Origin of the sequence: Nocardiopsis sp. NPDC049922 (genome assembly GCF_040660275.1) — a bacterium.
In the GTDB taxonomy this organism is placed as follows: domain Bacteria; phylum Actinomycetota; class Actinomycetes; order Streptosporangiales; family Streptosporangiaceae; genus Nocardiopsis.
In genome coordinates, this window is the sequence record NZ_JBFAME010000001.1 from 540,488 (window position 1) to 556,223 (window position 15,736).

Consider the following 15,736-nt stretch of genomic DNA (forward strand, 5'->3'; position numbering starts at 1 on the left):
GGCTCACACCCGGGCGCCGGTCTCCTCCGAAGGGCGCCGATCCGGATCCACGTCGTCCCCACACGGTTCCGGCGTCCCCGGAGCCTCTGCGGACCCCAGGGCCTCCTCAGACTCCAGTGACTCCCCGGTCTCCTCTGCCGCCGCCGGGTCCTCGGGCTCCTCAGCCATGTGCGCACTCTCCAGGCCCGGGCTCCTCCCGGACACCAGGTCCCACAGGCCCACGCCCGTGACCCGTGCCAGGAGCGCGCTCAGCGTGCAGACGACCGCGATCGTCACCACACCGCCGGTCATCAGACTCGCGCGGGGACCGAACGCGTCGGCGAGCAGGCCGACCACGGGGGCGCCGATCGGCGCCACGCCCATGAACACCAGCATGAACATGCTCATCACCCGACCGCGCATCCGCGGGTCGACGCTCAACTGGAACGTCGCGTTGAGTGTGGTCACGAACGTGATGAAGACGACGCCCATCGGTACGAGCACCACCACGAACGACACGTAGCCCGGCATCGCGCCCGCGACCACCTGGGACACCCCGAACCCCAGGGATCCCAGCAGCACCAGGCTCAGCCTCGGCCGCTCCCGGCGGGCGGCGAGCAGCGCGCCCACCAGCGCCCCGACCGCCAGGGCCGCGGCGGCGACGCCGAACGCGGCCGCGCCCGTCTCGAACACGTTGTTCACCATCAGGGCGATCTGGTTCTGCCCGTTGGCCCCGAAGAACTGCACGCACGCGGCCAGGACGAGCAGCAGCACGAGGTCCCGTCTGCCGCTGACGTAGCGCAGACCCTCGCGGATCCGCCCCTTGCCGCCCGGCACGGGGTCGGTCCTGTGGAGCTCGCCGGTGCGGATCATCAACAGCGCGACGATCGTGAAGCCGAACGACACCCCGTTGATCATGAACACCGGCCCGCTGCCGATCCACGCGATGAGCAGCCCGGCGATCGCCGGACCGGTGACCCGCCCGAGCTGGAAGCTGGCGCTGTTGAGCGCGATGGCGTTGCTCAGCCGCTCCCGGTCGACCATCTCCGGGACGAACGCCTGGCGGCCCGGGTTGTCCAGCACCGTGATCAGCCCGAGCGCGAACGCGAACAGGTAGACGTGCCACACCTGGGCGGCGCCCACCGTGGCGAGCACGCCCAGCGCGACGGCCAGCAGACCCATGGAGGCCTGGGTGAAGACCAGTATCCGCCGCTTGTCGAGCCGGTCGACCAGTGCCCCGCCCCACAGGCCGAACAGCAGCATCGGCAGGAACTGGAGCGCCGTGGTCATGCCCAGCGCGATGCCGCTGCCACCGCTCAGCTGCAGGACCAGCCAGTCCTGGGCGATGCGCTGCATCCAGGTGCCGGGGTTGGACATGAGCTGGCCGAGCGCGTACAGGCGGTAGTTGCGCACGGCCAGGGATCGGAACATCGCCAGGCGCGACATCAGCCCCTCACCGCCCGGTCGGGCTCGTGGTGCGGGGTCGGGGGGAACATGGTGCCACGTAAGCGTAAACGGCGTTGACTCATCACTGGAGACAACGCCGTTCACGACCCCGCGCATTCCCGCCGCGGGGATGCGGCCCGGATCAGCCGATGAGGGCGTAGATCGGGGCCTCCGCGAAGTGGATCAGGAAGATCACCGAGATCACCCACAGCAGCGGGTGCACCTGGTTGGCCTTGCCCTGCACCAGGCGGACGAACGCGTAGCCCAGCAGGCCGAACCCGATGCCGTTGGCGATGGAGTAGGTGAACGGCATCATGATGATCGCCAGGAACGACCCGATGCCGAGCGCCGGGTCCCGGAAGTCGATGTTGACCACCTGGGTCATCATCATGAAGCCCACCAGCACCAGCACGGGCGTGGCCGCCTCGAACGGCACCAGGCTCACGAGCGGGGTGAAGAAGGTGGCCAGCAGCATCATGCCGCCGGTGACGATCGGCGCGACACCGGTCCGGGCGCCCTCGCCGACGCCCGCCGCCGACTCGGCGTAGACGGTGTTCACCGACGCCGAGCCGATGCCGCCGAGGATCGTGCCGAAGGAGTCGGCGACGAGGACCCCGCGCGTGTTCTCCATGTTGCCGTCGTCGTCGACCAGCCCGGCCTCGTAGGCGACGCCGACCATGGTGCCCATGGTGTCGAAGAAGTCGGCGAGCAGCAGGGTGAAGACGAGCATCAACACCGTGGCGAAGCCGATCTCGTTCCACCGGGCGAGGACGTCGCCGCCGCCCTCGGTGAAGAGGCCGACGAGGCTGAGGTCCGGCAGGGCCACGAGGTCGCCGACGCCGGTGGGCAGGCTCGGGACGGTCAGGCTCCAGCCGAGGCCGTCCGCCTCGCCGCCGCCGAGCACGGTCTCCACGAGGATCGCGACGACGGTCGCCAGGACGATGCCGATGAGCAGCGCGCCCTTCACCCTGCGGACGTACAGCGCGACGCTCACGAGCAGGCCGAGCACGAAGACCACGATCGGCCAGCCGTTGAGGCCCCCGTCGCCCAGCTGGACCGGGGTTCCCTCGCCCGCCTGCACGAACCCGGCGTTGACCAGGCCGATGAGCGCGAGGAACAGGCCCACGCCGACCGCGATCGCGGTCTTGATCCCCGACGGGATCGCGGCGAAGACCGCGGTCCGGAACCCGGTGACCACGAGGATGAGCAGCAGGACGCCCTCGATGATGACCAGCAGGAAGACGTCGGCCCACGGCATGAGCGGGGCGAGCCCGTAGGCGATGACCGCGTTGAGGCCCATGCCCGCCGCGATGGCGAACGGGTAGCGGCTGACGATGCCCATGAGGACGCAGGAGATGGCCGCGACGAGGGCGGTGACCGCCGCGACCTGCGGGATGCCCAGGGTCTCGCCGTTGACGTCCTCGGCGGTGCCGATGATCAGCGGATTGAGCACGACGATGTAGGCCATGGCGAAGAAGGTCGCCAGGCCGCCGCGGATCTCGGTCGAGAGGTTCGAGCCGCGTTCGGTGAAGTGGAAGAAGCGGTCCATGAAGCCCGACGGGGCCTTGGACGGCATGGAGGGGGATGTGCGTGGAGTCTTCACGTCAGCCTGACCTGGTCGCTTTACGGGACAACAAGGATTCTGGGCCAGGTTAGTTGCGTGTTCGTACAACAGATGTCACATCTCACGCACGCGTTTTGGAGCAAACGCCATATGGTCGGATGATCGGCCTCAGAAATGTGACCGAGCGCACCGCCGGAACGGCCTCTCGCCGAGCCCTCCGCGTCCGCCCAGGACGGAGGGCGCGGACGGGCTCGGCGCACCGCCAGCCGATAGCCTGGGCACGTGCGCAAACCTCGCCAGCCCGACCCCGACGTCCACGAGAGCGACTACCGCGTCCCCGCCGCCATCGGCACCGCGGCGTGGACGGTGGCGCTCATCGTCCTCGTGTCCCTGGGCGACGGCCTCCCCGACACCGAACGGTGGTGGATCGGCGTCTGTGTGACCGGGATCGTCCTGGGCGTGTTCGGTTTCCTCTACATCCCACGGCTGCTCCGCAAGCGCGCCGAGGCGGCCGAGCGCACGCTCTCCAGCACCGACGGCGATCCCGCCGACCCCTCCTGAACCACCCCACCGACCAGCGCGACACCCTTCCGCCTGACCGATAATGGGCGGGTGTCTGAGACAGAATTCCCGCGAGCGCTCGCCGACCGCCTCCGCGGCATCCTCATCGACGCCGACTACACGGTGTCCGGCGTCCGCGACCGGCTCGGCGACGCCGCCGCACGGGCGCTCGCCCGCGAGGAGCTGGTGCCCGCGCTGCGCGCCACCGGCGGGGACGAACGCCTCGGACTGCTGCTGCGGCTGTGGTGGCTCCAGGCGCCCATCCCCGAGCGGGCCGCCCGCGCCATCCTGCCCGTCGACGAGCTGGCCGAGGCCGGGCTCGTCACCGTCGACCGCGGCGCCGCCGACGGCCCCGTCGTGCGTGCCCTGGTCCACCTGGGCCCGTGGGAGCTGGAGGAGGGCCGCCCGGGGTTCGTCGTCTCCGACCCCAAGGTCCGGCCGGGCAGCGGAGCCGTGCCCCGACCCGACCACGTGGTGGGGGCCGGGGGCGCGTCGGCGACGCTGTCCCAGCTCATCGTGGACGGCCCGGTCGACCGCGCCCTGGACCTGGGCACCGGATGCGGTGTGCAGGCGCTGCACCTGGCATCCCGCGCCCGCGAGGTGGTCGCCACCGACCTCAACCCGCGCGCGGTGCGCCTGGCCGGGATCAGCCTGGCGCTGTCCGGCGTCACCGGGGCGCGCCTGGAGCAGGGCTCGATGTTCGACCCGGTCGCGGGCGAGCGCTTCGACCTGATCGTCTCCAACCCGCCGTTCGTCATCACCCCCGAGTCGGCCCGGTTCACCTACCGCGAGTCCGACCTGCCCGGCGACACCGTCTGCGCCGAGCTGGTCCGGCGGGCTCCCGAGCACCTGACCGACGGGGGCTGGTGTCAGATCCTCGCCAACTGGACGCACTCCGACGGCGACGACTGGGCGGACCGCGTCGGCGGCTGGGTGACCGGCACCGGGTGTTCGGGCTGGGTGGTCCAGCGGGACGTCCAGGACCCCGCGGAGTACGTGGAGCTGTGGCTGCGCGACTCCTGCGAGCACGGCACCCCCGAGTACACGCGCCGCTACGACGCCTGGCTCGACTACTTCGAGCGCGAGGGCATCAAGGGGATCGGCTTCGGCTGGATCTGCCTGCGCAACGACGCCGCGCAGGACGCGACCGTGCGGGTGGAGGAGCTGCGGCACGAGATCGAACGGCCCGTCGGCCCCTACCTGCCGGACGTGGTGGACGGCGCGATGACCGCGCACCGGCTCACCGACGCCGCGCTGCTCTCCGCCCACGTGGCCCTCGCCCCGAACGTGGTGGAGGAGCGCGTGGGTCGGCCCGGCGCCCCGGACCCGGAGAAGATCGTCCTGCGCCAGCGCGGCGGCCCGCACCGGGTCGCGCGCATCGGCACGGTCGAGGCGGCCCTGGCCGGGGTGTGCGACGGCACCATGCCCGTCGGGCCCCTCCTGGACGTGATCGCCGAACTGATGGGCGAGGACCCCGAGGTCATCCGCGAGCGCACGCCCGACGCCCTGCGCACGCTGATCTCGGAAGGCTTCTTCCGGGTGGCCCGGTAGGGCGGCCCGCCGGGCACGAGCCGTCGGCCGCGCTCGCCCGCGCGCCCACACGGTACCTTCGGCTCATGGCCCGAATCACCCAACTCGTCCGCTACCCCGTCAAGGGCTGCGCCGGAACCCCCGTGTCCAGCGCGGAGATGGCACCCGCCGGGATCGCCCACGACCGCGCGTTCATGGTCGTCGACCCGGAGGGGACCTTCCGCAGCCAGCGCGTCGACCCGCGCATGGCGCTCGTCCGGGCGGGCGTCGACGCCGACGGCACGAGCCTGAGTCTGCGCCTCGACGGGCTCGAACCGTTCGTTCTCAAGGTCGACCCCGAGGGACCGCGCGTCGACGTGGCCCTGCACCGGAAGCCGTTCGTCGGCGTCGACCAGGGGGACGAGGTCGCCGCCTGGCTGTCGGAGGCGCTCGGCGCGGACAGCCGCCTGGTCCGCGTGCCGGACGACCACGCCCGCGAGACCGGCGGTCTGACCCCGGGGACCAGCGGGTTCGCCGACAGCACCGCCGTGCTCATGGCCTCGCTGTCCTCCCTGGACCTGCTCAACGAACGCATCACCGGCACCGGCGGCGAGGCCGTCCCCATGAACCGCTTCCGCCCCAACGTCATCGTTTCGGGCTGGCCGGAGCCGCACACCGAGGACCGGGTCCGCGCCGTGCGCCTGGGCACCGCCGAACTCGGCTACGCCAAGGTGTGCATCCGCTGCGCGGTGACCACCGTGGCCCAGGAACGGGGCGCGAAGAACGGCCCCGAACCCCTGCGCGCGCTCGCGGGGTACCGGCGCGCGGACTCGGGCGGGGTGGCCTTCGGCGCCAAGTTCGCGGTCACCCGCCCGGGGCGGCTGTCCGTCGGTGACGAGGTCGAGGTCACCGCGTGGGGCGACCGGGAGGAGGGGTTGGGCGAGCGGCTGGCCGCGGCCCTGGCCTGACCCGGCCCGCCCGACGGGCCCTCCTCAGTCCAGGTCGGCCTCGGCGAGCAGGGTCGCGGCGGCGGACGGTTCGCGGAGCACCGCCGACACCAGGTGGCGGCGGTCCCACTGCCCCGAGCGCCAGCACAGCGCGCGGGCCAACCCGTCGGTGGTGGCGGCGTGCACGGATCCGTCGCCCACGTACCACTCCACCTCGACGCCGTCGACGGTGAGCGTCTGGTGGTGCAGGTAGGTGCGGTCGGGCTCGCCGTCGGGGTCGAGGAACAGCTCGGCCTCCCCCGGCACCTGGCGGATCTCCCCGCCCGGACCGACCTTGCCGTCGACGGTCTCGCTCGCCAGGTCCAGGTCGAGCACGTCCGCCAGCGCCTCGGCGGCGTCGGCGGACGCCAGCACCAGCGGGCGGTCGCCGAGCAGCGGCAGCAGGTCCGGCGAGTCCACGACCACGGCGTCCTCCGCGTCGGCGACGACGATCGCCCCTCCGCGCACCGCCCGCACCCGGCTCGGCGGGGTGACCAGGTCGGCGTCCACCCCCGCGAGCGCGGTCCACACCCGCCGCAGCGCCGCCCGGTCCACGTGCCGCGCCGGGTCGGCCAGCCTGGCCAACAGGTCGTCCGGCCCCTCGGGGTCGGCCACCAGCTCGGCGAGGGTCGTCCGCACGCCCAGGGCGTGGGCGAACTCCAGGTCGATCTCGGCGGGCACCTCGTCGTAGAGCCCGGCCAGCGCCGCCTCCGCGTCGTCCGTGCGCAGCTCGACCGGCGGGCACCCGTCCAGGAGGGCACGCGTGCGCAGCCACCAGGCCGTGTACGACGGCACGTCGACCACGCGCCCGTCCGGCAGCAGCACCCGGGCCGGTGCGGTGACCGCCTCGCGCAGCGGCATCCGCGCGAGCATCGCCAGCGCCTCGGGCCACCGGTCGTCGGCCACGTAGTCGAGGTCGGCCACGCACACGAGTTCGGGCGCCACCGGCGGCAGATCCGGGTCGCCGAGGCGTTCCAGCACCTCGTCCGCCCAGTCCTCCAGCCCGTCCGGGCCGCCGTCGCCCGTCGCGCCGTCGAAGGCGGACACCAGCTCCTCGCCGAGCGCGACCTCCTCGGCGCGGACCACGGTCAGCTCCCAGAGGGCGCCGACGGCGCGCAGGGCCGCGGTGCCGTGCCGGTCGACGACGTCCGCGTGCACCGTCCCGAACGGCGCGTCGTCGACGAGCAGGTCGGCCAGGGGCGCGCCGGGCACGAGCAGTTCCGCGGCCACCGAGTAGCCGTCCTCGTCGTCGCGCAGCGCCAGGTCGGCGAGCCAGGGGGCGTCCGCCACGGACATCCCGGAGGCGGCCACCAGGTCCAGGACGGCCTCGGCGACGGGCTCGGGGTCCTCCGCCTCCAGGGAGTCGCGGACGGCGGCCTCCGTGAGGGGGTCGGACAGGACGGCCGCGGGGTTGGCGTCCAGGGCGCCGAGGCGGCGCAGGAGCGGGTGCACGGCGTCCGGGTGGACCACCCGCACGCCCAGGGCGGACAGGGCGGCGGGGTCGAGCCGCTGTCCGTGCGCGTCGCTGACGTCGGCCCAGTCCTCGGTGGGCAGCAGCAGGGAGCGCGGGCCGCGCACGAGGCGGCCGTCGGCGAGCGGGACCGGCAGGGCGCCCAGTTCGTCGAGGTCGGCGCCGCCGCTGCCCGCGATCTCCAGTGCCGCGTACAGCTCGGCCCACCACGCGGGCGGCCGTTCGGTGTCCCCGAGCAGGTCCGCCAGGTCGGCCATGCCGACGCGGCGCACGCGCAGGGCGGTCAGCGAGGGGTGCCTCGGGTTCCACGTGCCGGGCAGCAGGCTCGGGGCGAGCTCGGCCAGGACGTCGACCAGCGCGCCCGCGCCGCCGGAGCCGCCGGTGTCGAGGAGCACCGCGTCGCGCGGGGCCACGGGGGCTCCGGTGGCGGTGGTGAGGAACGGGGTGTCCTGGAGCGGTTCGGCGACGCGGGCGCGGAAGACCGCGTCGATCGCCCCGCCGCCCACGCGGGTGCCCGGGACGAGGTCGAGGGCGGCGCGGGCGTCGAAGCGGCGCAGCAGCGCGCAGTAGGCGCGGGCGGCCTCCGCGAGCAGCAGGTCGGTGGCGGCGCCGGGTTGGACGGTGCGGCGGTCGGTGCTGAGCGGGAAGGAGCCGATGAGGACGGCCGGGAGGTCGAGTTCGGTGTCGGTGGGCGTGGGAGCGTGCACGACGGGTTCGACGTCGGTGGGCAGGGTCGCCACGACACCGTCCTCGTCGACGGGCACCGCCCAGGTCAGCGACCACTCGGTGCGGCTGCGCTCCTCCACCGGCCGGTCGGCGAGCAGGGCGGGGTCGAACGTGCCCGAGCGCGACAGCACCCGCCAGTGCGTCAGCCGGGTGCCGTCGGAGTCCCGCAGCGTGGTGACCGGACCGGAGGGGTCGGTGTCGTCGCGGGTGAGGACGCGTTCGGCGCCGTCCACGGCCACCCGGACCTCGGTGAGGCCGGGCAGGGCCAGCAGCAGCGCCTCGCCCGTGGCCTCCAGGAGGGCTCGGGCGCGGGCGCGCGCGGCCTCGTCGCGCAGGACGAGCGTGACGACGGTGTCGTAGCCCTCGGCCCCGACCGGCTCGGCGGGGAAGGGCAGCCGCAGCATCGGCACGTGGCCGGAGCGGTGCTCGACCTCCTCGGACAGGCCGCCGTGGGTCCTCCCGTCGGCCAGCAGCGCGGCGACGGCCGCCCCGGCGCGCTCGGCGCTGAAGCGCACGGCGGAGCCGCCGGAGGAGACGGTGACGTCGTCGCTGATCGCGGCGACCGCGGAGAACCCGACCCCGAAGCGGCCCGCCGAGCCGTGTTCACCGCGCTTGGTGGAGGCGCGCAGGGTCGACAGGGACTCCACGCCCTCGGCGGTCAGGTGGGCGCCGGAGTTGGCGGCGGTGAACCGGTCGCCCTCCAGCCGCAGGGCCAACCGGCCGGGGACGTCGGCGCGGCGGGCGGCGTCGGCGGCGTTCTGGGCCAGTTCGACGACGACGCGGTCGCGGTAGCCGCCGAGCGCGAAGTCCTCCTCGGCGTTGGCGTCCTCGCGGAACCGGGCGGGGGCGTCGGCCCACGCCGCGAGCACGCGTCGGCGCAGTTCGGCGGTGTTGAAGGGATCGGCCGCCGAAGCGGTCACCGACTCGGCCATCGTGGGTTCCTCCTGCGGTGCGGACCGGCTCGGCGCGGCGCGCCCGCGGATCGCACGCGGACGGCAGAACGACCTTAGGCCATGCCCGCCCGGCGCACACTCCGGTACGCGCCGAACGGGACGACCGCGCCCGCGACCGTGCGGCGCGCGGGCGGGCGGAGGAGGCGGGGAGGGCTCAGGAGTCGGCGGAGACGAGCTCCAGCTCAGCCGTGTCCTCGAAGGTGATGTGGTCGTAGCCGACCTCGTCGACGACCGGGGCGACCGGCTCGTTGCGCTCGGTCGGGTGGCGCACCTCGGAGTGCGCGCCGCAGCCGTGGTCGAGCGAGACGACCTTGCCGTCGTCCGGGGCGAACTCGTTCGTGCACACGCCGAACATCTGGCGCAGCTCACCCGCGAGCGGCGTCAGGAAGCCGCAGGTGGCGCAGCGTGCGGGCGCGGCGGTCGCGATCGGGCTGTGCGGACCGCCCTCGCCGTTGTACCAGCGCTCGGCGGCCTGCTCGCGGCCGGTCTCGGAGAGCACGTGGCGGCGGCCCAGGCCCATCTCCCACAGCATCTGCTGGTCGGCGCCCTCCTCGTCCAGCTCGCCCTCGGGCACCTGCGCGAAGCCGGGGACGAGGCGCTCGTCGTCCTCGTCCGTGGGCAGCAGGTCGCCCACGCCGAGGTCGCCGGGGCGCAGCCGCTCCTTCCAGGGGACCCATTCGGGCGCGACGAGGGCGCCCTCGCCCGGGAGCAGAACGACCTCGTTGACCGTGACCGTCTTGGCGCGCGAGGCGCGGACCACGGTCACCGCGTAGTTCCACCCCGGGTACGCGGGGTCCAGGCAGGTGAAGTAGTGGGTGACCAGGCGGGTGTCCTCGACCTGGGGGGTGCGGTGCTCTCCGACCCACTCGGGCCGCCCGACCTCGGCGGCCACCGAGCGGGCCAGCTCCACCGCCTCGATACAGGCCTTGTCCGGTACAGGAGAACGTCGAGAAGGGCTCACGTTCCCCATTCTCACTGATCGCGCGCACCGATTTGACCATGCCGACGGTCAAGGTTCGCCCGACTCATCCCCCTGATCAGGTCTCGTCGCCCGGGGGAGGGCCGTGGCCGGGGCGGTGCGGGGGGGGTGGGGGCCGGGGCGGATCTCCGGTCAGACGTCGAGGTCGTCCGCGACCACGCGCAGGACGGACGCGATCCTGGACGCCTCGCGGCGCTCGGGGTGTCGTCCTCGGCGGTAGCCCTCCGACAACCCCTCCAGAAGCTTGATCAGGTCCTCCGTGATCACCACCATCTCGTCCGGCTTCTTGCGACGGGCCTTGGCGACCGAGTGCTGGCCGTCGAGGAGCTTCACCTGGAGGGCCTGCGCGCCCTTGCGCCCCTCGGCCACGCCGAACTCGACCCGCTGGCCGGGCCGGAGGGACGGGGTGCCCGCGGGCAGGGAGGAGGAGTGCACGAACACCTCACCGCCGTCGTCGCGGGTGAGAAAACCGAAACCCTTGTCGCCGTCGTACCACTTGACCTTGCCGGTGGGCACGTAGTGACCTCATGCTTTCACTGACGGGCACCGCGGGGACCGGACGACCGGGGAGCGTCCGTATTCCGCCCTCCCACCCGTTCCCGTGGCGCTCCTGGATTGCCGGGGACCGAGGACCAAGGTACTGGGCGAGACCCTTCGGGCGCGAGGGTATATCTCACCCCCCGTGGCCGAATGGACGCGCCCCGGGCACGACGGCCGCGTGGCGCGCGACGGCCCGCGTGCGGCGCGGCGACGCGTGTACGGCACGACGAGACCCGGAGGACGGCTCGTCCGGGTCTCGTACGTCGGCGGTGGCCCACGTGCCGCGGAGCGCGGAGTGTGGGACGGAGCTCGGCGGGCGTGGGCCACACGACCTGTGCGGTGCCCGGTCTGGACGCCGGGCCACCCGTGGGGACGCGACCGCCGCCCGTGCGGTCGCGTCGGCGTGGGGACAGGTCTACCCGAAGCCGTGGGCTCGGGTGGGCCGTCACGGGCGGGACGGAGAAGGCTATTCCCAGCGTTTGCCAAGCGATGACCCGCGCCCCGAGCGGTTCAGCTCCCCACGGCGCGGGCCCGGGCGCGCGCGTCGGTCAGGGCCGAGCGCAGGGCCCTCGGGTACAGGTACAGGAAGGTCACCAGACAGGCCAGCCCGAGCCCGATCACGCCCGTGGCGGGCAGGGACTCCTGGATGTACCGGTCGATGAACTTGGCCTCGCCGTCCCACAGGACCATGGCGACCGCGCAGGACGCCAGCGGCAGCCCCACGCCGACCCACTTGTCCCGCGTGGTCCAGACCTGGCTGAGCACGATCAGCGCCGCGGCGAGCACCCACACGAACGCCAGGTCCCAGTGCCACGGCACGGTCAGCAGCATGAGTCCGAGGGCGGCGGCCTCCGCCGGGTGCGCGCGGACCACGAGCACGGCCCCGCGCACGACCCCCGTGCGCCGTGCCCCGGGGGGAGCCGCCGCGCTCCCGCCGGTCCCGCCGGTCCCGTTCAGGAGCGCCATGAGCCCCCGGCTGGGCCCGCCGCGCCACGGCGGCGGCACGCGGTCGGCGTGCGCGGGCTTGGGCGGGATGAGCTCGTCGTCCTCGATGTCGAGGTCGCGGCCCTCGCACTCCCGACGCACCAGGTCCTCCGGGGTGCCGAAGCAGCGCAGGACGTCGCGGACGCCGTCGGGACCGGGGTCGCCCGCAGCCGCCCGACGGGCGTCGATCCGCGCGCGCAGGTCGGCCAGGTACGCGGTGCGCTCCCTGGCGGTCATCCGACCGTGCAGGACCAGGCCGACCTCGGAGAGATAGTCGAGTACCAGTTGTTCCGAGCGCTGGGACATGACCCCATATTGGCCCACAATGACCTGGCTTTTAACCCTCTTTCTCGGTTTCGGTCATCGGAGCGTATTCGAATTCGGCCTACTGGCCCGTGACGAACGGTGCGGGGAGGCACACACGCGATGCGCGGGGCCGACATCGCTTAGCGTGGACCCGATGAGCGAGAACGCACAGCCCGACCCGCGCCGACCGGGGCCGGAGAGCCACCGGGCGGCCTCCCCGGGCCGCCCCCCGACGTTCACGTCCTGGCTGCGCGGCCGCTCGGACGACGACCTCACCGCGCTGCTGGCCGCGCGCCCCGACCTCGCCCAGCCGGTCCCCGCCGACGTCGGCGCGCTGGCCGCCCGCGCGACCAGCCGCAACGCCGTCCTGCGCGTGCTGGAACGGCTGGACCGCTTCACGCTCCAGGTCCTGGAGTCGGTCGTGGCGCTCGGCGACGACCGGCTCCGCGAACCCGTGGGCGTCCCGACCGCCGACCTGGCCGCCGCGCTCGGGCTGACTCCCGCGCCCGACCCGGCGGACGATCCCCTGGTCCGGGCCCTCGACACCCTGCACCTGCTCGCCCTGGTCTGGCCGGACCAGGGGCGGCTGCGTCCCGTGCAGGTCCTGCGCGACCTCCTCCCCCACCCCGCGCGCCTCGGCCCGCCGGCGCGCGCCCTCCTCGCCGCCCTCCCGCACGGGACGGTCAAGCGTCTGGCCGACGACCTCGCGCCCGACAGCACCGCCGCCACACCGGTCGAGACGGTCGCCACGCTCCTGTCCGACCCGGCGCGGGTGACCGGACTGGTCGCCCAGGTGGGGGACCAGGCGTGCAGGCTCCTCGACAGCATGACGTGGGGGCCGCCCAACGGCACGGTGTCGGACGCCCGGCGCGAGGTCAGCCTGGCCACGGCCGCCTCCCCGGTCGAGACCCTCGCCGCCCGCGCCCTGCTCGTCCCCACCGGGGACGACACGCTGACCCTGCCGCGCGAGGTCGGGCTGGCGCTGCGGGCGGGGCCGCTGTTCCGCGAGGTCACCACCGACCCGCCGCCGTTCCAGGGCACGGAGAACCCCGGTGACACGGTTACCCGGGCCGCCGCCGGCCAGGCGTTCACGGTGCTGCGCGCGATCGAGGAGCTGCTGGAACGCTGGTCGCAGGATCCGGCCGCCGTGCTCCGCAACGGAGGGATGGGGGTCCGGGACCTGCGCCGCGCCGCCCAGACGATGGACACCGACGAGACCACCGCCGCCCTGTTCGTGGAGACCGCCCACGCGGCCGGGCTGATCGGGACCGACGACCGGGTCGCGGGCGAGTGGCTGCCCACCCGGGAGTACGACCTGTGGCGTGAGAGCCCGCCCGAGCGCCGGTGGCTGCGGCTGGCGTCGGCCTGGCTGGACTCGGACCGCGTCGCCGCGCTCACCGGGGCCCCGGACTCCGGCGGCCGGGTGCGCAACGTGCTCGGCCCCGACCTGGTCCGCCCGGCCGCGCCGCAGGCCCGCCGGGACGTGCTCGGCGAGCTGGGGAGCGCGGCGCCCGGGTTCGCCCCGCTGCCGGACTCGCTGGCCGCGCGCCTGGCGTGGCGCCGCCCCTGCCGCCAGTCCCCCGTCTACGCCGAACTCGTGCGGGCGGCGGTCGACGAGGCGGCGGCGCTCGGACTGACCGGGCGCGGGGCCCTGGCCGAGCACACGCGGCCGCTGCTGGACGGCGACGAGGACGCGGCCGCCCGGGTGCTGGCCGCCGAACTGCCGCGCCCGCTGGACCACGTCCTCCTCCAGGGGGACATGACGGCGGTCGCGCCGGGGCCGCTGGTGACCGAGCTGGCGCGCGAACTCGCGCTGGTCGCCGACGTGGAGTCGACCGGCGGCGCCACGGTGTACCGGTTCACGGAGGGCTCCGTGCGGCGGGCGCTGGACGCGGGTCGGGGGGTCGCCGACATCACCACGCTGCTCGAACGGCACTCGCGTACCCCCATGCCCCAGGCGTTGCGGTACCTGGTGTCGGACGTGGGCCGCCGCCACGGGAGGCTGCGCGCGGGATCGGCCTCCAGCTACCTGCGGTGCGACGAACCAGCCGTGCTGGAGGAACTGGTCACCGACCGCCGCGTCGACGAACTCGGCCTGATCCGCCTCGCCCCCACGGTCGTGGCGAGCCGCGTGAACCGGTCGGCACTGGTGGAGCGGTTGCGTCAGCTGGGGTATCACCCGGTGGCCGAGAGCGGCGACGGCAGCATGCGGCTGAGCCGACCGGAGGTCCGGCGGGCCGAACCGGTGGACATGCCGCCCCCGGCCGAGGCGGGGTCGCCCGCCGATCTGGCGCGGGCGGCGGTCCGGGCCGTGCGCGCGGGGGACGAGGCGGCCACGGCGGCGCGGCGGCCCATCCCGCTGCCGGAGGACGGGCCGCCGGGTTCGCGCGCCAACGCGGCGATGGAGGCGCTGGCGCACGCGGCCGAGGAGGGGCGGCGGGTGTGGATCGGGTACACGGACACCGACGGGCGGCAGGTGAGCCGGATCGTCGAACCGTCGAGTGTCGACGGGGGCTTCCTGACCGCCTATGACACGACCCGCGCGGCCGTGCACCGGTTCGCCGTGCATCGCATCACCGCCGTCGCCGAACTGGAGGAGGCCGCGGAGTAGGGGCCGCGGCTCGGGCCCCGTTCCGCTCGGACGAACGCGCGGAACACACATGGGGCCCACACTCCACACACGTGGCACCCGTGTGCGGGGCGAGGGCTAGGGTGGTCCCGTTGGTCCACCCACCGACGGCGAGAGACTCCCATGAGCAACGCATCGCTGCCCCCCGGGGCATCGTCCCCCCGTGACCGCGGACGTGACGGCGAGCGCGGCCGCGAGGCGACACGGCGGCCCGACGAACGCGACGGCGCCCGCGACGCGGACCGGGACGACCGCCGACCCGTCGGCGCGGGCGGGGCCAGCAGCTCCACGATGGCCCTGATCCTGCACGCGCTCACGTTCGTGTGCTGCGCCAACTGGCTGTTCGGGGTCGCCGGGATCGTGTTCGCGGTGCGGGCGGCGCACGCGCGCGATCGCGGGCGCCCGGAGCAGGCCGAGACGCTGACGCGGTACTCCTGGTACTGCCTCGGCGCCGCGGGGGTGATGTTGTTCGTCATGACGGTGTTGACCTTCGTGATGCTGACGCGGGCCGGGTCCTGGATCCAGGGCATCGTCCCGGTCACCAACTTCTGAGGGGCGGGGTGAACCGGGGCTCCGGACGCCGCGTCCGACTGAGAGGGACGGGTGTGCGACGGGACGCGACGACCAGGGAGGGCGACGAGCGGTGAACGGCGGTGGCGGCCCGAGGGCCTTCTGGGAGAGGGAGCGCGGCTCCGCTCTCCGTCCCACCGTGCCCACGGGCGCTCCCGAACACGACGCGCGCGCTCCTCGGCGCCCGACCGGCGCACCGACCCTCGGACCCGCGGCCGCACCCCGCCCGGTCGGCCCGCCCCCGCGGGTCGGCGGCGCGGTCGCGGCGCTGGTGGTCGCGCTCCTCACCCTGGTGGTCCCCATCACCGGGATCGCTCTGGGGCAGTTCTACTTCCTGCTGCTGGCGAACGTCCCCGGGATCGGCCTGGGCGTCATCGCCCTGGTGAAGATCCCCGACACCGCCGAGGTGGAGCGGTTCCTCCGGTACACCTGGGCGTGCAACTTCGCGTACATCGCGGTGTCGGCCGTCCTCCTCGCCGCCTTCGCGCTGCTGATGGCGATCGTGCTCGGCCTCGCCGCCTGACCCCTGCCCG

Annotated in this window: 12 protein-coding genes; 6 read left to right on the forward strand and 6 right to left on the reverse strand. The window is 74.2% G+C overall.

The window, feature by feature from the left end; translation table 11 throughout:
• Window positions 1-3 precede the first annotated feature (3 nt).
• Window positions 4-1,425 (reverse strand): MFS transporter, encoded by a 1,422-nt coding sequence (locus AB0I72_RS02600; RefSeq protein WP_358562051.1) that lies wholly within the window; start codon window positions 1,423-1,425, stop codon window positions 4-6.
• 142 nt (window positions 1,426-1,567) lie between these two features.
• Window positions 1,568-3,001 carry an NCS2 family permease gene (locus tag AB0I72_RS02605; RefSeq protein ID WP_358562053.1) on the reverse strand — a complete coding sequence of 478 codons (1,434 nt, stop codon included), beginning with the start codon at window positions 2,999-3,001 and terminating at the stop codon, window positions 1,568-1,570.
• Between the two features lie 270 nt (window positions 3,002-3,271).
• Between AB0I72_RS02605 and AB0I72_RS02610 the strand changes: the two genes are divergently transcribed.
• From AB0I72_RS02610 to AB0I72_RS02620, 3 genes are all read left to right on the forward strand, one after another.
• Entirely contained in the window at window positions 3,272-3,550 is a 279-nt protein-coding gene (locus AB0I72_RS02610; protein WP_358562056.1) for a DUF2530 domain-containing protein, read from the forward strand.
• Between the two features lie 51 nt (window positions 3,551-3,601).
• Window positions 3,602-5,101, forward strand: a complete 1,500-nt coding sequence (locus AB0I72_RS02615; protein ID WP_358562059.1) for a methyltransferase — start codon at window positions 3,602-3,604, stop codon at window positions 5,099-5,101.
• Window positions 5,102-5,166: 65 nt separating this feature from the next.
• Window positions 5,167-6,027 (forward strand): MOSC N-terminal beta barrel domain-containing protein, encoded by an 861-nt coding sequence (locus tag AB0I72_RS02620; RefSeq protein ID WP_358562062.1) that lies wholly within the window; start codon window positions 5,167-5,169, stop codon window positions 6,025-6,027.
• A gap of 24 nt (window positions 6,028-6,051) precedes the next feature.
• Here AB0I72_RS02620 and AB0I72_RS02625 read toward each other — a convergent pair whose 3' ends face one another.
• The 4 genes from AB0I72_RS02625 to AB0I72_RS02640 all read right to left on the reverse strand — a co-directional run bounded on the left by AB0I72_RS02625 (window position 6,052) and on the right by AB0I72_RS02640 (window position 12,004).
• On the reverse strand, window positions 6,052-9,174 hold the full coding sequence (locus tag AB0I72_RS02625) for an ATP-binding protein (protein ID WP_358562065.1): 3,123 nt from the start codon (window positions 9,172-9,174) through the stop codon (window positions 6,052-6,054).
• A 175-nt stretch (window positions 9,175-9,349) separates the two neighbouring features.
• Window positions 9,350-10,105 (reverse strand): DUF3027 domain-containing protein, encoded by a 756-nt coding sequence (locus tag AB0I72_RS02630; RefSeq protein WP_358562807.1) that lies wholly within the window; start codon window positions 10,103-10,105, stop codon window positions 9,350-9,352.
• Window positions 10,106-10,306: 201 nt separating this feature from the next.
• Entirely contained in the window at window positions 10,307-10,690 is a 384-nt protein-coding gene (locus AB0I72_RS02635) for a cold-shock protein (protein WP_358562068.1), read from the reverse strand.
• A 534-nt stretch (window positions 10,691-11,224) separates the two neighbouring features.
• Window positions 11,225-12,004, reverse strand: coding sequence for a hypothetical protein (locus AB0I72_RS02640; protein ID WP_358562071.1), 780 nt, complete (start codon window positions 12,002-12,004; stop codon window positions 11,225-11,227).
• A 154-nt stretch (window positions 12,005-12,158) separates the two neighbouring features.
• Between AB0I72_RS02640 and AB0I72_RS02645 the strand changes: the two genes are divergently transcribed.
• From AB0I72_RS02645 to AB0I72_RS02655, 3 genes are all read left to right on the forward strand, one after another.
• Window positions 12,159-14,615, forward strand: a complete 2,457-nt coding sequence (locus AB0I72_RS02645) for a helicase-associated domain-containing protein (protein WP_358562074.1) — start codon at window positions 12,159-12,161, stop codon at window positions 14,613-14,615.
• A 141-nt stretch (window positions 14,616-14,756) separates the two neighbouring features.
• Window positions 14,757-15,185 carry a hypothetical protein gene (locus tag AB0I72_RS02650; RefSeq protein ID WP_358562077.1) on the forward strand — a complete coding sequence of 143 codons (429 nt, stop codon included), beginning with the start codon at window positions 14,757-14,759 and terminating at the stop codon, window positions 15,183-15,185.
• 91 nt (window positions 15,186-15,276) lie between these two features.
• The gene (locus AB0I72_RS02655) at window positions 15,277-15,726 is read left to right on the forward strand and encodes a hypothetical protein (RefSeq protein ID WP_358562080.1); all 450 of its coding nucleotides are present in this window, start codon (window positions 15,277-15,279) and stop codon (window positions 15,724-15,726) included.
• Window positions 15,727-15,736 lie beyond the last annotated feature (10 nt).